21 protein-coding genes and 1 pseudogene are annotated in these 24,284 nt (G+C 53.3%); 10 read left to right on the top strand and 12 right to left on the bottom strand.

The features are described from left to right. Positions 1–6 precede the first annotated feature (6 nt). The 8 genes from fdx to trmJ all read right to left on the bottom strand — a co-directional run bounded on the left by fdx (position 7) and on the right by trmJ (position 6,464). The gene (gene fdx, locus J4728_RS08340) at positions 7–342 is read right to left on the bottom strand and encodes an ISC system 2Fe-2S type ferredoxin (RefSeq protein WP_001124466.1); all 336 of its coding nucleotides are present in this window, start codon (positions 340–342) and stop codon (positions 7–9) included. Position 343: 1 nt separating this feature from the next. Beyond that, positions 344–2,194, bottom strand: coding sequence for a Fe-S protein assembly chaperone HscA (gene hscA, locus J4728_RS08335; protein ID WP_001196653.1), 1,851 nt, complete (start codon positions 2,192–2,194; stop codon positions 344–346). Between the two features lie 12 nt (positions 2,195–2,206). After that, positions 2,207–2,722: a co-chaperone HscB gene (gene hscB / locus J4728_RS08330; RefSeq protein WP_000384398.1), complete on the bottom strand. Its 516-nt coding sequence runs from the start codon at positions 2,720–2,722 to the stop codon at positions 2,207–2,209. 195 nt (positions 2,723–2,917) lie between these two features. Further along, positions 2,918–3,241, bottom strand: coding sequence for an iron-sulfur cluster assembly protein IscA (gene iscA, locus J4728_RS08325; RefSeq protein WP_000028952.1), 324 nt, complete (start codon positions 3,239–3,241; stop codon positions 2,918–2,920). Positions 3,242–3,269: 28 nt separating this feature from the next. After that, positions 3,270–3,656, bottom strand: a complete 387-nt coding sequence (gene iscU / locus J4728_RS08320; protein ID WP_000331704.1) for a Fe-S cluster assembly scaffold IscU — start codon at positions 3,654–3,656, stop codon at positions 3,270–3,272. A 27-nt stretch (positions 3,657–3,683) separates the two neighbouring features. Further along, the gene (gene iscS, locus J4728_RS08315) at positions 3,684–4,898 is read right to left on the bottom strand and encodes a cysteine desulfurase (protein WP_000775263.1); all 1,215 of its coding nucleotides are present in this window, start codon (positions 4,896–4,898) and stop codon (positions 3,684–3,686) included. Positions 4,899–5,078: 180 nt separating this feature from the next. Then, entirely contained in the window at positions 5,079–5,573 is a 495-nt protein-coding gene (gene iscR / locus J4728_RS08310) for a Fe-S cluster assembly transcriptional regulator IscR (RefSeq protein WP_001241346.1), read from the bottom strand. Between the two features lie 159 nt (positions 5,574–5,732). After that, complete coding sequence (gene trmJ, locus J4728_RS08305; protein ID WP_208211578.1) at positions 5,733–6,464, bottom strand: tRNA (cytosine(32)/uridine(32)-2'-O)-methyltransferase TrmJ; 732 nt, start codon at positions 6,462–6,464, stop codon at positions 5,733–5,735. A gap of 118 nt (positions 6,465–6,582) precedes the next feature. On the opposite strand from trmJ, the gene suhB reads away from it, so the two are divergent. The 5 genes and pseudogenes from suhB to asrC all read left to right on the top strand — a co-directional run bounded on the left by suhB (position 6,583) and on the right by asrC (position 11,479). Next, positions 6,583–7,386, top strand: a complete 804-nt coding sequence (gene suhB / locus J4728_RS08300) for an inositol-1-monophosphatase (RefSeq protein WP_000553465.1) — start codon at positions 6,583–6,585, stop codon at positions 7,384–7,386. Positions 7,387–7,530: 144 nt separating this feature from the next. Next, a pseudogene (locus tag J4728_RS08295) lies at positions 7,531–8,408 on the top strand (alpha/beta hydrolase). A gap of 181 nt (positions 8,409–8,589) precedes the next feature. Continuing rightward, a complete protein-coding gene (gene asrA, locus J4728_RS08290; RefSeq protein WP_208211577.1) occupies positions 8,590–9,633 on the top strand; it encodes an anaerobic sulfite reductase subunit AsrA in 1,044 nt (347 codons plus the stop codon). Positions 9,634–9,636: 3 nt separating this feature from the next. Then, positions 9,637–10,455 carry an anaerobic sulfite reductase subunit AsrB gene (asrB, locus tag J4728_RS08285; protein WP_000017587.1) on the top strand — a complete coding sequence of 273 codons (819 nt, stop codon included), beginning with the start codon at positions 9,637–9,639 and terminating at the stop codon, positions 10,453–10,455. A 10-nt stretch (positions 10,456–10,465) separates the two neighbouring features. Beyond that, positions 10,466–11,479, top strand: coding sequence for a sulfite reductase subunit C (gene asrC / locus J4728_RS08280; protein WP_000020685.1), 1,014 nt, complete (start codon positions 10,466–10,468; stop codon positions 11,477–11,479). Here the strand turns inward: asrC and J4728_RS08275 are convergent, their stop codons facing one another. Beyond that, entirely contained in the window at positions 11,480–12,466 is a 987-nt protein-coding gene (locus J4728_RS08275; protein WP_000111011.1) for a nickel/cobalt transporter, read from the bottom strand. It lies immediately after the preceding gene. Further along, on the bottom strand, positions 12,457–13,095 hold the full coding sequence (locus J4728_RS08270) for a DUF1007 family protein (RefSeq protein ID WP_001540629.1): 639 nt from the start codon (positions 13,093–13,095) through the stop codon (positions 12,457–12,459). Before J4728_RS08270 ends, J4728_RS08275 begins: the two co-directional genes overlap by 10 nt. 125 nt (positions 13,096–13,220) lie before the next feature. On the opposite strand from J4728_RS08270, the gene csiE reads away from it, so the two are divergent. Further along, a complete protein-coding gene (gene csiE, locus J4728_RS08265) occupies positions 13,221–14,498 on the top strand; it encodes a stationary phase inducible protein CsiE (RefSeq protein WP_000982961.1) in 1,278 nt (425 codons plus the stop codon). On the opposite strand, the gene J4728_RS08260 is transcribed toward csiE, so the two are convergent. After that, complete coding sequence (locus J4728_RS08260; protein WP_001173729.1) at positions 14,493–15,632, bottom strand: 3-phenylpropionate MFS transporter; 1,140 nt, start codon at positions 15,630–15,632, stop codon at positions 14,493–14,495. The genes csiE and J4728_RS08260 overlap by 6 nt on opposite strands. 195 nt (positions 15,633–15,827) lie before the next feature. Next, positions 15,828–17,081 (bottom strand): serine hydroxymethyltransferase, encoded by a 1,254-nt coding sequence (gene glyA, locus J4728_RS08255; protein ID WP_000919178.1) that lies wholly within the window; start codon positions 17,079–17,081, stop codon positions 15,828–15,830. A gap of 324 nt (positions 17,082–17,405) precedes the next feature. On the opposite strand from glyA, the gene hmpA reads away from it, so the two are divergent. The 4 genes from hmpA to cadA all read left to right on the top strand — a co-directional run bounded on the left by hmpA (position 17,406) and on the right by cadA (position 24,235). Beyond that, positions 17,406–18,596, top strand: a complete 1,191-nt coding sequence (gene hmpA / locus J4728_RS08250) for an NO-inducible flavohemoprotein (protein ID WP_000883146.1) — start codon at positions 17,406–17,408, stop codon at positions 18,594–18,596. Positions 18,597–18,777: 181 nt separating this feature from the next. After that, a complete protein-coding gene (gene cadC, locus J4728_RS08245) occupies positions 18,778–20,316 on the top strand; it encodes a lysine decarboxylation/transport transcriptional activator CadC (RefSeq protein WP_208211575.1) in 1,539 nt (512 codons plus the stop codon). Between the two features lie 360 nt (positions 20,317–20,676). After that, positions 20,677–22,008, top strand: coding sequence for a cadaverine/lysine antiporter (gene cadB, locus J4728_RS08240; protein ID WP_000100008.1), 1,332 nt, complete (start codon positions 20,677–20,679; stop codon positions 22,006–22,008). Positions 22,009–22,090: 82 nt separating this feature from the next. Further along, complete coding sequence (cadA, locus tag J4728_RS08235; protein WP_001100652.1) at positions 22,091–24,235, top strand: lysine decarboxylase CadA; 2,145 nt, start codon at positions 22,091–22,093, stop codon at positions 24,233–24,235. The last annotated feature ends 49 nt before the right edge of the window (positions 24,236–24,284 follow it).

Here is a 24,284-nt window from a genome sequence, read left to right as displayed (position 1 = left end):
CCTCTGTTAATGCTCACGCGCATGGTTGATTGTGTAACGTGGAATTTCGATAACCAGATCGTCGTCGGTAACGCGGGCCTGGCAGCTCAGTCGACTTTCCGGCTCCAGCCCCCACGCTTTATCCAGCATATCGTCTTCTTCTTCCGAACTTTCCGGCAAGGAGTCGAAGCCTTCACGTACAATACAGTGACAGGTGGTGCAGGCGCACGATTTCTCACAGGCGTGTTCAATCTCGATGCCGTTGCGCAGCGCAACGTCAAGAATGGTTTCACCGGTCTCAGCTTCCAGAACTGCGCCATCCGGACAAAGATCCTGATGAGGCAGAATAACAATCTTCGGCATGTTAAACCTCGTCTACGGAATGGCCTTTCAACGCGCGACGAACCGACTGGTCCATGCGGCGAGCGGCAAATTCCTGGGTTTGTTTATCTACGTTTTTAATGGCTTGTTCTATGGCGTCAACATCATCGCCTTGTGCGACCGCGCTTAAATGTGCGGCGGCATCATCAATGCATTGACGTTCTGCGGCGCTTAACAGCGCGGCGTCGGCAGTTAGCGCGCCGGTCAAACTTTCCAGCACGCGCGCGGCTTCGACTTTTTGCTCCGCCAGCATACGCGCTTTCACGTCCTGCTCGGCAAAACTCATGGAATCCTTGATCATCGAGGCGATTTCGCCATCGGTCAGGCCATAGGAAGGTTTGACCTGAATGGAGGCCTCGACGCCGGTGGATTTTTCCATTGCGGTGACGCTCAACAGGCCATCGGCGTCTACCTGGAAGGTCACGCGAATATGCGCCCCGCCCGCCGGCAGCGGCGGAATCCCGCGCAGCGCAAAGCGCGCCAGCGAGCGGCAGTCCTGCACCAGTTCGCGTTCGCCCTGCATCACATGGATAGACATCGCGGTCTGGCCGTCTTTGAAGGTGGTGAAATCCTGCGCGCGCGCCACCGGGATAGTGGTGTTGCGCGGAATGACTTTTTCCACCAGGCCGCCCATCGTCTCCAACCCAAGAGAGAGTGGAATCACGTCCAGCAGCAGCATTTCGCTGTCCGGCTTGTTGCCGACCAGAATATCGGCCTGAATCGCTGCGCCGATAGCGACCACTTTATCCGGGTCGATAGCGGTTAACGGCGTGCGGCCAAAAAATTCGCCCACCCGCTCACGCACCAGCGGTACACGGGTCGAACCGCCGACCATGACCACTTCCAGAACGTCCTGGGGCTCAACGCCGGCATCTTTCAATGCGCGACGGCAGGCCAATAGCGTGCGCTTAACCAGCGCGGAAATGAGATCGTTAAACTGCTCGCGAGTGATCTCCCCCTGCCAGCCCGCAACGTTAACGCGAACGGTATCGGCATCGCTTAAGGCGATTTTCGCCGCAATCGCGGCATCCAGCAGTTCGCGCTGAACGCGATTGTCGCTACGATCGGCAATTCCCGCCTGCTCGCGAATATAGTCCGCCAGCAGATGGTCAAAGTCGTCGCCGCCGAGCGCAGAATCACCGCCCGTCGCCAGCACTTCAAACACCCCGCGGCTCAGGCGTAAAATAGAGATATCGAAGGTACCGCCGCCGAGATCGTAAACAGCAATAACGCCTTCTTTGCCTGAGTCCAGACCGTAGGCAATCGCCGCCGCCGTCGGTTCGTTGAGCAGGCGCAGCACATGCAGGCCTGCCAGCCGCGCGGCGTCTTTCGTCCCCTGACGTTGGGCATCATCGAAATAGGCGGGAACGGTAATCACCACGCCATCCAGCTCGCCGGAGAGCGATTCGCTAGCCCGCGCGGCCAGCGCTTTGAGAATATCAGCCGATACGCGTACCGGATTGAGCAATCCAGCCGCCGTGTCAATCATCGGCAGCCCATTAACGCTTGCCTTAAACCGGTAAGGCAGATGCGGATAGCGCGCCTGGATATCCGCCAGCGAGCGTCCCATCATGCGTTTCACAGAGCTGATAGTGTTGGCCGTATCCTGCGCGGCATTGTCGCGCGCAGCGTAACCGACCGTATGGCCCTGCTGCTGATAGTGAACCACTGAAGGCAACAGGTGGCGCCCTTCGTGGTCAGGCAGAGTTTCCGCCTGGCCGCTGCGAACCGTCGCAACCAGAGAGTTGGTAGTGCCTAAGTCGATGCCCGCCGCCAGACGACGCTGATGCGGCGCGGCGCTCAGACCAGGCTCACTAATTTGTAATAAGGCCATGTTAGATTCCAGTTAAAAATCGAGCAGCTTTTCTTCGAGTTGTTCTGCGCTGCTTCGCAGTTTATCGAGAAACCGCAGTTTGCGCACCGTATCCGCCGCCGCGTCCCACGCGGCGTTGTCCAACTGTTCCACCATTTGCTGAAGACGAGCATCAAACATCTTTTGTACGCGTTTGATGAAGCTTTCCAGCCGCACGTCGTCTTTTGATTGTTCGATATCGTCCAGCTCTTCGCGAAGCGTGAGTTGTTCCATCAGAAACGCGGTGTCGCGTACCGTATGTTGCTCGCTGGCCAGATCGAACCCGTGTAAGGAAAGCAGATACTCCGCGCGCGTCAAAGGGTGACGCAGCGTTTGCCAGGCCTGGTTGATCGTGGCGGATTGCTGGACGGCGGCAAGCTGCTGCGCCTGAGTGCCGTTGGCAAATTTGTCAGGGTGATACTGGCGTTGCAGATCCTGAAAACGAAGGCTCAGCGCCTGGGTGTCAATCTGATAACGGGCTGGTAAGCCAAAGAGGGTGAAGTAATCCATAACATTCTCAGGGATAGCCTGTCAGAACAAACCCCACACGCAGGCGACCACGGTGGGGTTATACCTTCTTACTTCGCGCCGCAGATGCGTTGTCTGCGCGGGTTCCCCCAGTCACTTACTCAAATAAGCGCCTGGGGATTCACTCGCTTGCCGCTTTTCTGCAGCACGAATGCTCGGTATAACAGCGGAACACGGTTACACGTGGAAGCTTTCGCCGCAACCACACTCATCTTTCACATTCGGGTTGGAGAATTTAAACCCTTCGTTCAGACCTTCTTTTACGAAGTCCAGCTGTGTACCGTCCAGAAATTGCAGGCTCTTGCCGTCAACCACTACCTTAACGCCTTTGTCTTCAAACACGGTGTCTTCCGCCGTTGGCTCGTCAACAAATTCCAGTACATAAGCCATACCTGAGCAGCCGGAGGTTCTCACGCCCAGACGCAGACCAAACCCTTTACCACGGTTGGCCAGGAAGGTATTAACTCGCGCTGCTGCACTGTCGCTAAGTGTAATCGACATAACAAAACCTCAATGTTAACGTTCTATTTTATTTCGCTTCGCGTTTGCTTTTGTAATCCGCAATAGCGGCTTTAATCGCGTCTTCCGCCAGAATAGAGCAGTGAATTTTCACCGGCGGCAGCTCCAGTTCGTCTGCAATGTCGGTGTTTTTAATCGCCTGCGCTTCGTCCAGGGATTTCCCTTTCACCCACTCCGTTACCAGAGAACTGGAGGCGATAGCGGAACCGCAGCCGTAAGTCTTGAAGCGCGCGTCTTCAATGATACCTTCATCGTTAACTTTAATCTGCAACTTCATGACGTCGCCGCAGGCCGGCGCGCCAACCATGCCGCTTCCCACGTTATCGTCGTTGTTGTCAAACGACCCTACGTTACGCGGGTTCTCATAGTGATCGATTACTTTTTCGCTGTAAGCCATTATAAATTCTCCTGATTCCGATACCGATTAATGATGTGCCCATTCGATGCTGTTCAGATCCACACCCTGCTTGTACATTTCCCACAGTGGAGAAAGGTCACGCAGACGGCCAATGGATTTACGAACCAGATCAATGGTGTAGTCGATCTCTTCTTCAGTGGTAAAACGACCTAAAGAGAAACGGATAGAGCTATGCGCCAGCTCGTCATTCATGCCCAACGCGCGCAGCACGTAGGACGGTTCCAGACTGGCGGAGGTGCAGGCGGAACCGGAAGAGACCGCCAGGTCTTTCAGCGCCATGATCAGCGACTCGCCTTCAACGTAGTTAAAGCTCACGTTGAGAATGTTTGGCGCGCCCTGCTCAAGGTCGCCGTTCAGGTAAACTTCTTCAATATCTTTGATGCCGTTCCACAGACGGTTACGCAGACCGCGCAGACGGGCCATTTCGGTCTCCATCTCTTCTTTCGCGATACGGTAAGCTTCGCCCATGCCGACGATCTGGTGGACAGGCAGAGTACCAGATCGCATACCGCGCTCGTGCCCGCCGCCATGCATCTGCGCTTCAATGCGAATACGCGGCTTACGACGCACATACAGCGCGCCAATGCCTTTCGGACCATAAATTTTATGACCGGAGAAGGACATCAGATCCACTTTCAGTTGGCTCAAGTCGATAGGCAGTTTGCCCACGCTCTGGGTGGCGTCAACGTGGTAGATGATACCGCGCGCGCGGCACATTTCGCCGATGGTCGCGATATCCTGCACCACGCCGATTTCGTTGTTCACGTGCATGATGGAAACCAGAATGGTGTCGTCACGCATCGCTGCTTCGAGCTCGTTGAGATCGATGATGCCGTTGCGCTGGGGCGCCAGGTAGGTCACTTCAAACCCTTCGCGCTCAAGCTGACGGCAGGTGTCCAGCACCGCTTTGTGCTCGGTCTTGCTGGTGATGATGTGCTTGCCTTTTTTCTGATAAAAGTTGGCAGCGCCTTTGATCGCCAGGTTATCAGACTCCGTCGCCCCTGAGGTAAAGACGATTTCACGCGGGTCGGCGCCGACCAGTTCAGCAATCTGGTTGCGGGCGATATCGACGGCTTCTTCAGCCTGCCAGCCAAAACGGTGTGAACGAGACGCCGGGTTCCCAAAGGTTCCGTCCAGGGTCAGAAACTGCATCATTTTCTCGGCAACACGCGGGTCCACCGGCGTGGTTGCGGAGTAGTCGAGATAAATCGGTAATTTCATTGCTCTTAAACTCCGTACATCACTCAATGCAAGGAATCAGGCAACCGGCTGGATGTACGACCGTGTTGACGGGACGTCCGCGTCCCGGCCTGATTCTGAATTCTTTTTTACGCTTCATCTTTCAGACGACCGCGGCATTCACCGCATGAGGCCGCCAGAAGAGATGGCGTAATATTTTAATTAAGCGCGTAATTTAACGTCGATAGCGTCCTGCGCACGACCGCTGGCGCGCGGCGCGTCATGCGTGTGCTGGCGACCAGACACATCCAGAACTTCCTGGTTATTCACCAGCTCGCCTAAGGTAATATTGTTGAGAAAACCGGTCAGACGATCGCTTAAATCACGCCACAGCGCATGGGTCAGGCATTTATCGCCGCCCTGGCAGCCGCCTTTCCCCTGGCAACGGGTCGCGTCAACGGATTCATCAACCGCGCTGATCACTTCGCCGACCGCAATGCTGCCAGCATCTTTACCCAGCAGATAACCGCCGCCCGGCCCGCGTACGCTGGAAACCAGACCGTTTTTACGTAAACGGGAAAATAGCTGTTCCAGATAAGAAAGGGAAATCCCCTGACGTTCAGAAATATCAGCCAACGGTACCGGGCCCGCTTCGGAGTTGAGCGCAACGTCTAACATTGCGGTCACGGCATAACGCCCTTTAGATGTCAGTCTCATGTCTTACTTAACCTCAAACTCGCCCCTGCCCGGGGTTTTTTATTGTAAAATGGGGGTATTGCATAGCAGGGACAAGTCTGACATTCCCGAGTAATTTGGTCAACTATTTACTTGAGTAAATTAGTCAGGTATTTAGCGTTCCGTGCGATATTGATGCGGTTACTTGCCTTTATTCTGCTGCTCAATAGACGCCAGAATCCCACGCAGAATATTCAACTCCTGGCTTTCCGGGCGGGCGCGGGTAAACAGACGGCGCAATTTATTCATCACCTGCCCCGGATGGTTTTCGCGAATAAAGCCAGTGGAGAGCAACGTCTGCTCCAGATGGCCGTAGAAACGTTCAAGATCGTCCACCAGCGGATACGGCGTCTCTTCATGATCTGCCGCGTCGCCGTTTTCCTGCGTCGCCAGCCAGGCCATGCGGACTTCATACGCGATGACCTGTACCGCCATCGCCAGATTCAACGAGCTGTACTCCGGGTTAGCGGCAATAGCGACGTGATAATGGCATTTTTGCAACTCATCGTTAGTCAGCCCGACACGCTCACGACCAAAAACCAGCGCAACCGGCGTATTTGCCGCTTCCGCCACGCTTTTTAAGCCGCACTCGCGCGGATCAAGCATCGGCCACGGCAAAGTGCGGGAACGGGCGCTGGTGCCGACCACCAGGCTACAGCCAGCCAACGCTTCATCCAGCGTACCGACGATCTGCGCATTACCGATCACATCGCTGGCGCCTGCCGCCAGGGCGATAGCCTGGGAGTCCGGTTTCACCAACGGGTTTACCAGCCACAGGTTAGTTAAGCCCATGGTTTTCATAGCGCGAGCCACGGAGCCCATATTGCCGGTGTGGGAGGTTTCCACCAGCACAATTCGAATGTTTTGCAGCATTGTCTTTCTTCAGCTAAAGATTATTCTGACATCTTACCATAAAACCAAGACAGATTCCGATCTCGCTGCTATACTCTGCGCCGTTTTCCCGTTCTTTAACATCCAGTGAGAGAGACCGATGCATCCGATGCTGACCATCGCCGTGCGCGCAGCGCGCAAGGCGGGTAATGTAATTGCCAAAAACTATGAAACTCCGGACGCTGTAGAAGCGAGCCAAAAAGGCAGTAACGATTTTGTGACCAATGTAGATAAGGCCGCTGAAGCGGTGATTATCGACACCATTCGCAAATCTTACCCGCAACACACTATTATCACCGAAGAAAGCGGTGAGCACGTTGGCACAGATCAGGATGTTCAATGGGTTATCGATCCGCTGGATGGCACCACCAACTTCATCAAACGTCTGCCACACTTCGCTGTTTCCATTGCTGTACGCATTAAAGGCCGTACTGAAGTGGCTGTCGTGTACGATCCGATGCGTAACGAACTGTTCACCGCCACCCGCGGTCAGGGCGCACAGCTGAACGGCTACCGTCTGCGCGGCAGTACCGCGCGCGATCTGGACGGCACTATCCTCGCTACTGGCTTCCCGTTCAAAGCCAAACAATACGCGACCACCTACATTAATATTATCGGCAAGCTGTTCAGCGAATGCGCCGATTTCCGCCGCACCGGTTCCGCCGCGCTGGATCTGGCCTATGTGGCTGCAGGTCGTGTCGATGGTTTCTTTGAAATTGGCCTTCGTCCGTGGGATTTCGCCGCAGGCGAACTGCTGGTTCGTGAAGCGGGCGGTATCGTCAGCGATTTCACCGGCGGCCATAACTACATGATGACCGGTAATATCGTGGCGGGGAATCCGCGCGTCGTTAAAGCCATGCTGGCGAATATGCGCGACGAACTGAGCGATGCGCTGAAGCGCTAAGTCTCTTCGGCGGATGGGGCCACTCATCCGCCGTGCCTTTTCAGGCGTTTTTCCTAAACACAGCCTCATCGCTTTACTTGCCTGCATGTTTTTGTACGATCGCTCCCTGCTCCGCTATTGGCATAAAGCGGCAAGGAAGCGAACATGACCCTTCAACATACCCGACGCATCGTCAAATCCCTTTTTATTCTGTTTATCATTGTGGTCTGTATTTATCTGCTACCCCGCGTAGCGATCAATGCCTTTTATTACCCGGACAATAAAGTCTATGGGCCAACCCCTGCCGAAGCTGAATCCATTACCTTTACCGCCAAAGATGGCACGCATCTGCACGGCTGGTTTATTCCCACTGCTTTCGGCAGGCCGGAAAACGCCGTCGCGACGGTGATTCATGTCCATGGCAACGCCGGAAATATGTCGGCGCACTGGCCGTTAGTCAGTTGGCTGCCAGAACGCAACGTAAACCTGTTTATGTTTGATTACCGTGGTTTTGGCGAATCGGAGGGTACCCCATCACAAGAGGGGCTACTGGACGATACGAAAAGCGCGATAGATTATGTGCGGCATCGCGCCGACGTTAACCCCGAGCGCCTGGTACTGCTGGGGCAGAGCCTGGGCGGCAATAATGTACTGGCCGCCGTAGGCCACTGCGTAGGCTGCGCAAATATGCGCTACGCCGACCAGGCGGGCATACGTGCGATTATCCTTGACTCAACGTTTTTATCCTATTCCTCCATCGCAACCAGATGATCCCGGGCAGCGGCTATTTGCTTGATGACCGCTATAGCGCGGATCGCAATATTGCCAGCGTCAGCCCCATTCCGGTATTGATTCTTCATGGCACGGCAGACCATGTTATTCCCTGGCAGGACAGTGAGAAATTGTATGCCCTCGCCCGGGAGCCCAAACAAAAAATCTTCATTCCTGACGGCGATCACATTGATGCTTTTTCCGGACGTTATGCAAACCTTTACCGTGATGCAATGATTAAATTTATTCAGACCGCGCTATCCGCTAAATAGCGCGACGCTGTATATATGCATATTTTATGATTAAGAATATATTTATTATACCGATAGTAAAAACCATTTTTTCCCGTTAGCGAAGGCGATGGATTAGCGCTAGCGTAACAGTAATATTCAACTGATTTTTATAACAATTTATTTTCATTTGTTTTTCCTGAATATTACTGTGGAGTATGTGATGGCTATCAAAATTACGCCTGACGAGTTTAGTTTGCTTATCCAGCGATTAAACAAAAAATGGCGCGTGTTTGCCCCGTCCGCAGAGTTTCGCGGCGGACGTTTTTCCGACACTGACAACATTATTTATCAACGGATTAGCGGCTGGCGCGATCTCATCTGGCACGAGAAATCGCACATGTCGCCGAATACCATTATCGCCCCTATCACCGAAACGCTCTTTTATTTCGATAAAGACACCATTCAAATTGCCGAGACAGACATTTCCCCGATAATCATCTTTGCCCGCGCCTGCGACATTAACGCCATGTCGCGGCTGGATTATATGTATTTATCAAATGGGAATAATTCCGATTACAGTTATCAACTGCTACGGGAGCATATTCGTTTCGTCCTTATTGAGTGTGAAGAAAGCTTCGAAAATTGTTTCTGCGTCTCAATGGGTACTAATAAAACTGACCGTTATAGCGCCGCCATGCGTTTTAGCGATGAGGGCGCGCTTGTCAGCATCCGCGATCCCTTTATCGAGGCGGCGATACAAGGGCTGGGGCAGGAGGCTGACTATACCCCCTCTTTCGTCAGCGAAAACCGGGAAACCGTCGTCACGCCGGACAGCGTTTGCCGCGATCCGCAAAAAATTCGCGACATTCTCACCCGCCATCCGCTATGGGACGCTTACGACAGCCGCTGCATCAGTTGTGGCCGCTGCACTACCGGGTGCCCAACCTGTACCTGCTATAGCGTCTTTGACGTCGCCTATGATGAAAATCCGCAGCGCGGCGAACGCCGCCGCCAGTGGGCAAGCTGCATGGTGCCGGGCTTTAGCGACATGGCCGGCGGTCATGGTTTTCGCGAAAAACCCGGCGAGCGTCTGCGCTACCGCGCCCTGCATAAAGTCAATGACTACAAAGCGCGCAACGGCATTGAACATATGTGCGTCGGCTGCGGCCGCTGCGACGATCGCTGCCCGCAATACATCAAATTTTCTTTGATTATCAACAAAATGACCGCTGCCGTTCGGCAGGCGCTGGCAGAGGAGGCATAACGCATGTCACATTGTTCCTGTCATGATAAACCGCAGCACAGTTTGCTGCCTGCGGCGTACCGCATCCTCAGTATTACTCGCCACACGCCGCTGGAGTGGAATTTCCGCGTGGCCGTCGATTTTCCCGCGCACTGGGGGCAATTTGTTGAGGTGTCGCTGCCGCGCGTCGGCGAAGCGCCCATCTCCGTTTCCGACTACGGCGACGGCTGGATAGATCTGCTGATTCGTAATGTCGGAAAAGTGACCAGCGCCCTCTTTACGCTGAAAGAAGGCGACAACGTGTGGCTACGCGGCTGCTATGGCAATGGCTATCCGGTCGATACGCTGCGCCATAAGCCCTTACTGGTTGTCGCAGGCGGTACGGGCGTCGCGCCGGTGAAAGGCTTAATGCGCTATTTCGTTGAGAATCCCCAGGAAATTGGTCAACTGGATATGATTCTCGGCTATAAAAATCGCGATTGCGTGCTGTACAAAGAAGAAATGGCGACGTGGCGCGGCAAACATAATCTGGTGCTCACGCTGGATGAAGGCGAGGCTGATGACCGTTACCAGATTGGCCGGGTGACCGATCGGCTTGCCGACATGACGCTTAGCGATATCGACACTATGCAGGCCATCGTCGTTGGGCCGCCAATAATGATTACCTTTACCGTAAAAATGCTGCTGCAAAAAGGGCTCAAGCCGGAGCAAATCTGGGTGGACTACGAACGCCGGATGGCCTGCTCCGTCGGGAAGTGCGGCCACTGCCGTATGGGCGAAGTGTATGTCTGCACCGACGGCCCGATATTTAACTACGCCGTCGCGCAACGTTTTGCCGATTAAGGAGAACATCATGAGCATTGATATTGATATCATTAAAGCCCGTGCGAAAAACGAATATCGCCTGTCAAAAGTGCGCGGCGAAGCCATGATCAGCGTCCGCATTCCCGGCGGTATTTTGCCCGCGCATTTGCTAACGGTGGCGCGTGACATCGCCGAAACCTGGGGCAACGGACAAATTCACCTCACTACCCGCCAGAAGCTGGCGATGCCGGGTATCCGTTACGAAGATATCGACAACGTGAACGCCGCGCTGGAGCCGTTTCTTCGCGAGATTGAAATAGAACTGTGCGACGTCCAGGTTGAGGATACCAAAGCGGGCTATCTCGCTATTGGCGGGCGAAATATTGTCGCCTGTCAGGGGAACCGCATTTGCCAGAAAGCCAACACTGACACGACCGGTCTGTCCCGTCGTCTTGAAAAACTGGTCTATCCCAGCCCTTATCATCTCAAAACGGTCATCGTTGGCTGCCCGAATGATTGCGCGAAGGCGTCAATGGCCGATCTGGGAATTATTGGCGTGGCGAAAATGCGCTTCACTGCCGATCGCTGTATCGGTTGCGGCGCCTGCGTGAAGGCCTGTAGTCACCACGCGGTAGGCTGCCTGGCACTGAAGAACGGCAAAGCGGTCAAAGAAGAGTCCGCCTGTATCGGCTGCGGCGAGTGCGTGCTGGCCTGTCCGACGCTGGCCTGGCAACGTAAGCCGGATCAGCTCTGGCAAGTCCGTCTGGGCGGACGCACCAGTAAAAAGACGCCGCGCGTCGGCAAGCTCTTCCTCAACTGGGTGACTGAAGATGTGATAAAGCAGGTGATCGTTAACCTGTATGAATTTGAAAAAGAGATGCTCGGCGGAAAACCGATCTATCTACATATGGGCCATCTGATCGACAAAGGCGGCTATCTGCGTTTTAAAGAACGGGTACTGCGCGGCGTTCAGCTCAATCCGGAAGCGATGGTCGCCGAACGCATTTACTGGGCCGAAGACGAATCCGTCGCGCGGATGCATCTCAAACCCGCCGGACACTAATCAACCACGCCATGGCCGCAGCCCGCCCACAGGCTGCGGCACGCTAAACCACATGACCAGCGCCGCGACAAGCAGTATGACCCCTCCGGCCAGCGCCAGCGTTGACCAGCCTACCTGCCGCCATAACGCTGGCGCTTTGTTTCCACTGAGCTTCACCGCCAGAGCACGAAAAGTGTGTACCAGCAATGCCAGCGAGGTAATCGTTAGCGAGGTTCCCGCCGCCATCGCCAGTACCGACGCCATTCCCCAGCTAAAAACGCCAATCACTTTACTGAATAACAGCACCATTATCGCGCCGGAACAGGGCCGCATCCCCATAGACAGTACGATCATGAATCGCGCGCGCCAGTCATCGCCGCTATGCAATTGTTCCTGCGTCGGTAGATGCTGATGTCCGCAGCCGCATTTTTCATGGTGAACATGGCGCGGCGTAAAAGCGATAAAGACAGGTTTACGTAGCAGCGCGCGTAACCTTTTTATGGCCCGCCAGCACAGCAAAATGCCCAGCCCGCCAACTAACGCATAGCTCCCCTTTTCCAGCCAGAAACCGCTCAGATGGAGCTGCCTGGCCGGAAGTTGCAATACGGTCAGCACGCCCACCACCAACCCGATAGCCACGAACCCCTGTAATAACGCGGCGGCGAGGGTTAACACGATACTTGATTTCAGCTTCGAAGGATGCGTCGCCAACCATGTCGCGATCACCACTTTGCCGTGTCCCGGCCCCAGCGCATGAAGCACGCCATACATAAAACTCAGCAGAAGCAAAGATCCGCCCGCCCGCTCAGGATGCGTCGCCACCGCATTAAGCAGCGCGCTCAACTGCTGATTTACGTCCCGCTGCCAAAGAGCGCTTTTCAACATCACCTGCGGCCAGGCCTGCCATATCCACAGACCGCCAACCAGCATCAGCAGCAGGAATAACGCCAATGGCCACAGCGAGAGCCAGCGTCGCCCCGGAGTGCGTTGAGAAAAAATTACTGACATTGCAAGGTCACCGTTTGGGCAAACTGTTTACCTAAATCCATATCCTCCGGCGGCGCGTCCTCCTTATCCAGCGACTGGGCGAAACGTAGCGTCTCTTCGCCGGGCGCAGGAGTATAAACCTGAATCCGACACTTTTCGCGCAGCGGTTCCGGCATCGTGATATCGCTGGCCTGGTCATAATGCATATCGACATAATAAGAGGGATCAAACGTTGAAAAGGTATAAGTCTGTCCGCTTAACGGCTGCGGTTCAGCCAGCGGTAGCGTAAAGGTCAATACCGCCTGATGCGCGTCACGCGTCATACCGTATTCTGTCGGCCTGTTTTTAAACTTCACTTTCGCGCCATTGCGCCACACTTCTGTAAAGTAGTGCTGCCCAAGTACGTTAGCCATCACTTCCGCCGCCAACTTTTTCCATATTTCTGACCCCGGTGCCGCGTTTCCGGCGTCATACAGCAGATCGGCGGACGTCAGCGCGTCCATTGTCCAGCGCATTTTTAACGCCACAAATTGCTCATTTTCACTGACCACCTGCGTTTGCAGACGGATGAAGCTGTGCGGATGCGCCGCCGCCACGAAAGATAAAACGGCAAGAAATAGTGTTAAGGCGCTGCGTTTCACTGGCTTCATCTGTTCCTCGCGATAAAAATTCTGTGACACTCCTCAGCATTCCTGGCCTAAAAGCACGCTTATCACATTTTTCACACGCAAACTTTAGCTATCCTTACCAGACAAACTAACGGGAGACCTGACAGATGATGCCGACAATTGCCCCACCATCTGTACTTTCCGCTCCCCAGCGCCGCTGTCAGGTATTGCTGACGCTTTTCCAGCCGGAGCCAATTGCCACGGTGGAAATCTTCAGCGCGCTTAATGGCGTTGATGATGATACTGCCCGTGAGGATATCACTGAGACAAGCCTGGAGATCCAGCGCTATCATCGCCTTGCCATCACAACATGCCAGAACGGTTGCTATCGGATCGAAGGTACAGCACTCGATCAGCGCCTTTGCCTTTTACACTGGCTCAGGCGCGGCCTGCGTTTATGCCCGACCTTCGTCACGCAACAGTTTACCCCGGCCTTAAAAAACGCGCTAAAGCAGCGCGGTATCGCGCGTCCGCTGTATGACGATATTAATCTGCACGCGCTCATCAATCTGTGCGCCCGCCGGTTGCAAAAACCATTTGAACATCGCGACGTGCAGTTCCTGCGTCTCTTTTTACAGTATTGTCTGCTACAACACCATGCCGGCATCACCCCGGAGTTCAACCCTGTACAGCAGATTTGGGCGCAGTCGTGCGCGGAATATCCACTCGCCCAGGAAATTGGTCGTCACTGGCAGCGCCACGTGATGCAGGCCGCACCGCTCAATGAAGCGCTGTTTATGGCGTTACTGTTTTCAATGATTCGCCTCCCCGACCCGATTCGCGACACGCATCAACGGGCGCAACAACTGCGACTGGAGGTGGCGCGGCTGGTGCTGCGCTTTCGAGAAAAAGGGAACGTACGCTTCAGCGACGAACAAGGGCTTAACGATCAGCTCTATGTCCATCTCGCCCAGGCGCTGAACCGAAGTTTATTCACGATTGGCATCGATAATACGCTTCCGGAAGAGTTCAACCGTCTTTATCCGCGTCTGGTTCGCACCACACGTGAGGCGCTCGCCGGGTTTGAAGCCGAATATGGTATCCACTTTTCCGAGGAAGAGACGGGGCTGGTGGCAGTGATTTTCGGCGCCTGGCTGATGCAGGATAACGATTTGCATGAGAGACAGATCGTATTGTTAGCGGATAAAAATGATGCGCTGGAGACGCATATTGAGCAGCAACTGCGTGAACTGACCCTATTGCCGCTGAATATCAGACGGATATCGCTCCAGGCGTTTCAAAAAGAGGGATGCCCGCGCGGCGTAGCGCTGATTGTTACCCCTTACGCCACGCCGCTACCGCTCTTCTCACCGCCATTAATTCATGCGGATCGCGCCCTCACAGAGCACCAACAGCAGCAGATCCGCAAGATCCTGGAATCATGACGCGGCAACCACTTTGGGCCGAAGGAAGATAGCGGGCAATGCCACCAGCGCCATAATCCAGAATACGCCGCCGCCCAGATGTTGATACAGAAAACCGGCAAATACCGTCATAATCGCGATACTGCCGCCCATCGCCACAGCGGAATAGACGGCCTGCAAACGAATCACCTCGCTTCCCTGACGCGCAGCGATATAGCGCATGGCGGCCAGATGGCAAACGGTAAACGTGCCACAGTGCAGGATTTGTATCACAATCAGCCACGGCAACGCCGTACTCCAGCCCATCAGTCCCCAGCGTACCACGCCGCACACAGCGGAAAGCAACAGCAAGTCGCGGGCGCTAAACCGGCGGAATAGCTTTTTACTCAGGGCGAAAATGATCACTTCCGCCACCACGCCCAACGACCATAAATAGCCGACCGCCGATGCTGAATAGCCAGCCCCCTGCCAGTAGATGGCGCTAAAACCGTAGTAGGCGGCGTGCGCCCCTTGCAGCAAACAGACGCAGGCGAGAAAACGCCAACTTTGTGCCACCAGCGTACGCCAGGCGGGCCAGCCTGCGCTCTCCTGCTGACGGCTTTCCCCTTGCGGCGGCACGCTGGGACGTAACAACATACCCAGCAACATCGAGGCGACGCCGAGCGTCAGTAGCGCCAGAATCGCCTGGTAATCGTATAAACTCACCAGCTTACCGGTCAGCGCCGACCCTATCACGAAGGCGATGGACCCCCACAGCCGCACCCGACCATAGTCCAGGGTAATTTGCTTTTGCCAGGTATTGGCCAGCGCATCGGTCAGCGGCACCAGTGGTGAAAAGAAGAGGTTAAACCCAACCATCACCACCATTAGCCACGCGACATGCGTTCCTGCCCAAAATGCCAGCGCAAATACCAGCGTCAGCAATGCCAGTACACGCAGCGCGGAGATCAACCGCGAAGGATCGCTTACGCGAGGCGCAATGAGCAGACTACCGAGAAAACGCGCGACCAGCCCCACGCCCAGCAGAAGACCGATGGTTTCCGGCGTTAGCCCAAGACCTTTGAGCCAGACGCTCCAGAAGGGCAGAAAAATACCGTAACTAAAGAAGTAGGTGAAATAACTGAGCGCCAGCCAGCGCGTGGAATGCAATGCCATGATTCCCTCCCGTTTGGAGGCGATAGTCTGGCGGTAAACGGTTGCGCTGGCAAGGGTAACATAAGGTTAACAGGCGGAGGGAGAAGTTCAAACGACAACGCCGCCGGATAATGACTTCCGGCGGCGTCACGTTATGGCGCATAAGTAATGCCCGACAGACGCAGCGCCATCGGGCCATTTTCACAACATAAGCGCTTACGCGTAAACCGGGAAGCGGGCGCAGATATCCAGTACTTTCGCTTTCACGCGTTCAATGGTAGCTTCATCATTGATGTTGTCCAGTACGTCACACATCCAGCCAGCCAGCTCTTTCACTTCCGCTTCTTTGAAGCCGCGACGAGTGACCGCCGGAGAACCGATACGGATACCGGAAGTCACGAACGGGCTCTTAGGATCGTTCGGCACGCTGTTTTTGTTCACGGTGATGTTGGCGCGGCCCAGCGCGGCGTCAGCTTCTTTACCGGTCAGGTTTTTATCCACCAGGTCCAGCAGGAACAGGTGGTTCTCAGTGCCGCCAGACACCACTTTGTAGCCGCGGTTCAGGAACACTTCCACCATCGCTTTGGCGTTTTTCGCCACCTGCTGCTGGTAAACTTTGAACTCCGGCTCCATCGCTTCTTTCAGCGCTACCGCTTTACCGGCGATCACGTGCATCAGCGGGCCGCCCTGCGCGCTTGGGAAGACGGCGGAGTTCAGTTTTTTATACAGCTCTTCATCGCCGCCCTTCGCCAGGATCAGGCCGCCGCGCGGACCCGCCAGGGTTTTGTGGGTGGTGGTGGTGACCACGTGAGCGTGCGGAACCGGGTTCGGGTAAACGCCTGCGGCAATCAGGCCCGCCACGTGCGCCATGTCGACAAACAGGTATGCGCCGATGCTGTCAGCGATTTCACGCATTTTTGCCCAGTCAACCACGCCGGAGTAGGCAGAGAAGCCACCGATAATCATCTTCGGCTTGTGCTCTTTGGCCAGCTTCGCCATCTCGTCATAGTCAATTTTACCGGACTCATCGATACCGTAAGGTACGATGTTGTACAGTTTACCGGAGAAGTTAACCGGGGAGCCGTGAGTCAGGTGGCCGCCCTGCGCCAGGTTCATACCCAGAACGGTGTCGCCCGGCTGCAGCAGCGCGGTGTAAACAGCGAAGTTAGCCTGAGAACCGGAGTGCGGCTGCACGTTAGCGTAGTCGGCGCCGAACAGTTCTTTCGCGCGGTCGATAGCCAGCTGCTCAACGACATCAACGTATTCGCAACCGCCGTAGTAGCGCTTGCCCGGATAACCTTCAGCGTATTTGTTGGTCAGCTGAGACCCCTGCGCCTGCATCACGCGCGGGCTGGTGTAGTTTTCGGAGGCGATCAGTTCGATGTGCTCTTCCTGACGTACTTTTTCCTGCTCCATAGCCTGCCACAATTCGGCATCATAATCGGCAATGTTCATTTCACGCTTTAACATCCGCATCTCCTGACTCAGCTAACAATAAAATTTGTGCCTGAAAAGGCAGTCCGTGGGACTTCGGCCAACAGTATAACCGAATCATTCTTCGATAACAGGTCTTGACAAAGGTTTTTACGCAAACGATTACCTATGCGTCAGATAAGGGTTTCCTGAACGAGAGCCTGACGAATTTCAACGGATTTCTTTTCAGCTTTGTGATGCAGATTTTTCACGTTGTTACCTCCATAACGTAAAGCAGAGAAGATCCATTTACAATGCAAGGGTATTTTTATAAGATGCATTTGATATACATCATTAGATTTTCACATAAAGGAAGCACGTATGCTTGACGCACAAACCATCGCTACAGTAAAGGCCACCATTCCCCTGCTGGTTGAAACAGGACCGAAACTGACCGCCCACTTCTACGACCGTATGTTTACGCATAACCCGGAGCTCAAAGAAATCTTCAATATGAGCAACCAGCGTAACGGCGATCAGCGTGAAGCCCTGTTTAATGCTATCGCGGCCTACGCCAGCAATATCGAAAATTTACCGGCGTTGCTGCCGGCGGTAGAAAAAATCGCGCAGAAGCACACCAGCTTCCAGATTAAGCCGGAGCAGTACAACATCGTCGGGACGCATCTGCTGGCGACGCTGGACGAAATGTTCAACCCGGGCCAGGAAGTGCTGGACGCGTGGGGCAAAGCCTATGGCGTACTGGCTAACGTCTTTATTCATCGGGAAGCCGAGATTTATCACGAGAACGCCAGCAAAGACGGCGGCTGGGAAGGCACGCGCCCCTTCCGCATCGTTGCGAAAACCCCGCGTAGCGCACTGATCACCAGCTTTGAGTTTGAACCGGTCGACGGCGGTACGGTGGCGGAATACCGTCCCGGGCAGTATCTGGGCGTCTGGCTGAAGCCGGAAGGTTTTGCGCATCAGGAGATCCGCCAATATTCACTGACCCGTAAACCCGATGGCAAAGGGTACCGTATTGCCGTGAAGCGTGAAGACGGCGGCCAGGTATCAAACTGGTTACACCATCACGCCAGCGTAGGCGATGTGGTACATCTGGCTGCGCCGGCAGGTGACTTCTTTATGAATGTCGCCGCTGATACCCCCGTTTCGCTGATTTCCGCTGGCGTCGGCCAGACGCCGATGTTAGCGATGCTCGATACGCTGGCGAAAGAACAGCATACCGCGCAGGTGAACTGGTTCCACGCGGCGGAGAACGGCGACGTCCATGCGTTTGCCGACGAAGTGAGCGAGCTGGGCCGTACACTGCCGCGTTTCACTGCCCATACCTGGTACCGCGAGCCGACTGAGGCCGATCGCGCCCAACGCCTCTTCGACAGCGAAGGGCTGATGGATTTAAGCAAACTGGAAGCCGCGATCAGCGATCCGGCAATGCAGTTCTATCTTTGCGGCCCGGTAGGCTTTATGCAGTTTGCCGCAAAACAACTGGTTTCACTTGGCGTGAATAACGAAAACATTCATTACGAATGCTTCGGCCCGCATAAGGTGCTGTAATTGCAAGAAATCCTCTGAAAAAACGGGCGTTATCGTTAAGGCGAACGCCCGTTTTCCTCCCCGTTCCCCTGCTTATTGCGCTGCTTTTTATGCCTTTCTTTTACAAAAAAGGGGAATAAAAAAAGTCTGTGCAAATCGTGTTATTATTAACGTTTGACTTAGCTCGTTAGGGCATCTTTTTATGCAGCAACCTGTTGTACGCATTGGAGAGTGGCTGGTTACACCTTCTGTTAATCAGATCAGTCGTCAGGGACGCCAGATTACTCTTGAACCACGGCTGATCGATCTTCTGATGTATTTTGCGCATCATCCGGATGAAGTGTTAAGCCGGGATAACATTATTGATCATGTCTGGATGCGCACCATCGTGACCAACCATGTTGTCACCCAAAGCATTTCTGAACTACGCAAATCATTAAGAGATGGCGGAGACAGCAATGCTGAATACATCGTTACCGTACCTAAACGCGGCTATAAGCTGACGGCGCCGGTTATCTGGTGCGAAGAAAATAGCGATGAGATCGATAATTTATCAACGTCGCCGCCGATCGCAGCAACGAATGCAGAACCGACAGAGGGGGCTACTGCCGCTACGCCTGTGCCGCCCGCCTCTTTGCAAACGCCGACTAAAAAGGCGAAAAAGCCGCGTATCGCCGCTTTCTGGACGTGGGTAATGTTCCTACTCTCGCTGGCGACGCTGGTGGTGTTTATCGTGATGTCGGTGGTAGATCATAATGCCGCGGTAACAAAAACGCGGTTATTACTTAACCCACGAGATATAGATGTTCGTTTTGAAGGCGGCAATTCCTGTAATAACTGGGTCTCGCAGGAGTCCTACGCCATCGGTCTGGGCGGCTTAATCACCGACTTGCTGAACACCTACTCGACCTTTATGGTGCACGATAAAACCAATTACCGGGTCAATGAGCCAAGCAGCTCCGGTAAGACGTTAACCATTCAGTTTGTCAATCAGCGCCACTATCGGGCGCAGCAGTGCTTTATGTCTGTAGTGCTCATTGATAACGCCGATGGTTCAACCATGCTGGATAAGCGTTATTTCGTCACCAATACTAACCTGTTGTCCATCCAGGATGATCTGTTTAATAGCCTGTCTTTCGTTTTAACACAGCCCTGGCCTGATCGTATGCGAGAACAACTGGCCCTGTTCAGAACGCCGCAAAATACCGCGCTGATGCGTTTTTATGAGGCGCGCCAGCTTATTCTGAGCGGCGATGCGCAGGCGCTAGGTAAAGCCAGCGATATTCTGAATGGCATTATTAAGGAAACTCCTGATTTCAACTATGCCTATGAATATAAAGTGCTGGTAGATGTATTACGGCAATCACAGCAGCCGTTTGATAAAGAACAAGTGGCCGCACTGAACGAAGAGTTTAAAAAAATAGATCAAATTCCGGGCGTTGAGAAAACGTCTGTTTATTATAAAATCAAGACCGTTGATCTTTTGGGCAAAGGTGATATCGATGCAGCGTATGAGGAAATCAATAAAAGCATCGAGCTTGAAATGTCGTGGTTTAACTATGTCCTGTTGGGGAAAGTTTACGAAATGAAAGGTGAGAATCGTCTGGCCGCTGATGCCTATCTGACCGCCTTTAATTTACGTCCAGGTGAAAACACGCTGTACTGGATCGAAAATGGCGTATTTCAGACATCCGTTCAGAAAATTGTCCCTTATCTGAATAGTTTTCTGGCAGAAGATTAAATTTAACGCTGAACCATGACGAATAAAAGCGAAAAGATATTAAATTTTTCGCTTTTATTTTGTGAAAAACATGTTGCCAAAAATAGCTTATGTTAATTTTGGCAACATATTCATCGCAAAGATATGTAAATATAACTCTTTGTAATTAAACGATGTTTATCCTTTCATGATATTTTTCATGATATTTATATGTTAATTCAAAAAAATCAATCTATCAGTTTTTTCATGTTTGTGTTTATTTCACTTTTTCTTTAGGACTTATCTCAACCCAATCGTTAATCTTATCGACAGTTGAACGGGCACGCAGCATATATGAAGCATAAGCCCGGTTCTTAAAAATACAGCTCAGGAGAAATGAACATGAGTTCTGTCAAAAAGATCGGGCTATTTGCCTGTACTGGCGTCGTTGCCGGTAATATGATGGGGAGCGGGATTGCATTATTACCCGCCAACCTTGCCAGTATTGGTGGCATTGCCATCTGGGGCTGGGTAATTTCTATTATTGGGGCAATGTCGCTGGCTTATGTTTATGCGAGGCTGGCAACCAAAAACCCTCAACAGGGTGGCCCTATCGCTTATGCTGGGGAAATATCTCCGGCGTTTGGTTTCCAGACCGGCGTTCTTTATTATCACGCAAACTGGATTGGTAACTTAGCCATCGGCATTACCGCTGTTTCTTATCTTTCTACGTTCTTCCCGGCATTAAATAATCCAATACCGGCAGGTATTGCCTGTATTGCTATCGTCTGGCTGTTCACCTTTATTAATATGCTGGGTGGGGCCTGGGTCAGCCGCTTGACAACGATTGGCCTATTCCTGGTGCTGATCCCGGTAGTCTTGACCGCAGTCGCCGGCTGGCATTGGTTCGATATCGCGACCTATCACGCGAACTGGAACACGTCCACGACGACCGACTCTCACGCCATTGTTAAAAGTATTCTGCTCTGCCTGTGGGCGTTCGTTGGCGTTGAGTCTGCCGCCGTCAGCACCGGCATGGTGAAAAACCCGAAACGCACCGTACCGCTGGCAACCATGCTGGGTACCGCGCTGGCAGGCATCATCTATATCGCCGCGACTCAGGTTATCGCCGGGATGTTCCCAGCTTCCGTTATGGCCTCTTCCGGCGCGCCGTTCGCTATCAGTACCTCCACGATTCTGGGTGGCTGGGCTGCGCCGCTGGTTTCCGCCTTTACCGCTTTCGCCTGCCTGACGTCTCTGGGCTCCTGGATGATGCTGGTCGGCCAGGCTGGGGTTCGCGCCGCCAACGACGGCAACTTCCCGAAAATTTACGGTGAAATGGATAAAAACGGTATTCCGAAAAAAGGTCTGCTGTTGGCTGCGGTGAAAATGACGGCGCTGATGATTCTGATCACCATCATGAACTCCAGCGGCGGTAAAGCGTCCGACCTGTTCGGCGAACTGACCGGGATTGCCGTACTGCTTACCATGCTGCCGTACTTCTACTCCTGTGTTGACCTGATTCGCTTCGAAGGGTTCAACATCCGTAACTCGGTAAGCCTGATTTGTTCTGTACTGGGCTGCGCATTTTGCTTCATCGCACTGATGGGCGCCAGCTCCTTCGAACTCTCCGGCACCTTTATCGTCAGTCTGATCATCCTGATGTTCTACGGTCGCAAAATGCACCAGCGCCAGAACAACGACAGCGACAACAATACGGCTGAAGCGCTTTAACCGCTAACTCCTTTTTCTCAAAGCCCCTTTCGTCACCTGCTATAGCGTAGCGGGAGGGGCCCACTTTACCAGGAACAAGACTATGAACGTTATTGCTATCATGAACCACATGGGCGTCTACTTTAAAGAAGAGCCTATTCGTGAACTGCATCGTGCACTGGAAGGTTTAAATTTCCGTATCGTCTATCCAAACGACCGAGAAGACCTGCTGAAGCTGATTGAAAATAACTCCCGCCTTTGCGGCGTCATTTTCGACTGGGATAAATATAACCTTGAGCTTTGCGAAGAGATTAGCAAGCTGAACGAGTATATGCCGCTGTACGCCTTCGCCAACAGCTACTCTACACTGGACGTCAGCCTCAACGATCTGAGAATGCAGGTTCGCTTCTTTGAATATGCTTTAGGCGCCGCAGCCGATATCGCGGCGAAAATTCGCCAGAATACCGATGAATACATCGACAATATTCTGCCGCCGCTGACAAAAGCGTTGTTCAAATATGTGCGCGAAGGGAAATATACTTTCTGTACGCCTGGCCACATGGGCGGGACCGCTTTCCAGAAAAGCCCCGTCGGCAGCATCTTTTATGATTTCTTCGGCCCGAACACGATGAAATCCGATATTTCGATTTCCGTTTCCGAACTGGGTTCACTGCTGGACCACTCCGGCCCGCATAAAGAAGCGGAAGAGTATATCGCCCGCGTCTTTAACGCCGAACGTAGCTACATGGTGACGAACGGCACCTCTACGGCGAACAAAATCGTCGGTATGTACTCCGCGCCGGCAGGCAGCACGGTACTGATTGACCGTAACTGCCATAAATCGCTGACCCATCTGATGATGATGAGCGACATTACGCCGATTTATTTCCGCCCAACCCGTAACGCCTACGGTATTCTTGGCGGTATTCCGCAAAGCGAGTTCCAGCACGCCACTATCGCTAAACGGGTAAAAGAGACGCCTAACGCAACCTGGCCGGTCCATGCTGTTATTACTAACTCAACCTATGACGGTTTGTTGTATAACACTGACTACATCAAGAAAACTCTGGATGTGAAGTCCATTCATTTTGACTCCGCCTGGGTGCCTTATACCAATTTCTCCCCTATTTATCAGGGTAAATGCGGTATGAGCGGCGACCGTGTAGAAGGCAAAATCATTTATGAAACCCAGTCCACGCATAAACTGCTGGCGGCGTTTTCACAGGCATCCATGATTCATGTTAAAGGCGACATTAACGAAGAAACCTTTAACGAAGCCTACATGATGCATACCACCACTTCTCCGCACTACGGTATCGTAGCGTCTACTGAAACCGCAGCGGCGATGATGAAAGGTAATGCGGGTAAACGCCTGATTAACGGCTCTATTGAACGTGCGATTAAATTCCGTAAAGAAATTAAACGCCTGAAAAGCGAATCTGACGGCTGGTTCTTTGACGTATGGCAGCCGGAACATATTGATGGGGCTGAGTGCTGGCCGCTGCGTTCAGATAGCGCATGGCATGGCTTCAAAAATATCGATAACGAACACATGTACCTCGACCCGATCAAAGTCACTATCCTGACGCCGGGGATGAAGAAAGACGGTACGATGGATGAATTCGGTATTCCGGCAAGTCTGGTCGCCAAATATCTCGATGAACGCGGCATCATCGTAGAAAAAACCGGTCCATACAACCTGCTGTTCCTGTTCAGCATTGGTATCGACAAAACCAAAGCTCTGAGCCTGCTGCGCGCGCTCACTGAATTTAAACGCGCCTTTGACCTGAACCTGCGCGTCAAAAACATTCTGCCGGCACTGTACCGCGAAGCGCCTGAGTTTTATGAAAATATGCGCATCCAGGAACTGGCGCAGAATATTCATAAACTGGTCGAACATCATAATCTGCCGGACTTAATGTACCGTGCGTTTGAAGTGCTGCCGAAAATGGTGATGACGCCGTATACTGCGTTCCAGAAAGAGCTGCATGGCGAAACGGAAGAGGTGTATCTTGAAGAGATGGTTGGACGCGTCAACGCCAACATGATCCTTCCTTACCCTCCGGGAGTGCCGCTGGTGATGCCTGGTGAAATGATCACCGAGGAAAGCCGTCCGGTACTGGAATTCCTGCAAATGCTGTGCGAAATCGGCGCCCACTATCCGGGCTTCGAAACCGATATCCACGGCGCCTATCGTCAGGCAGACGGACGTTACACCGTTAAGGTGCTGAAAGAAAATACGAAATAAGTACCAAAGGGAAGTGGCTTGCCACTTCCCTTTTTTCACGCAGCAAGGA

The organism is Salmonella sp. 32070601201500089SM (genome assembly GCF_017573605.1).
GTDB classification, from domain to species: domain Bacteria; phylum Pseudomonadota; class Gammaproteobacteria; order Enterobacterales; family Enterobacteriaceae; genus Salmonella; species Salmonella enterica.
This window is presented reverse-complemented; position numbering and strand designations above follow the sequence as displayed.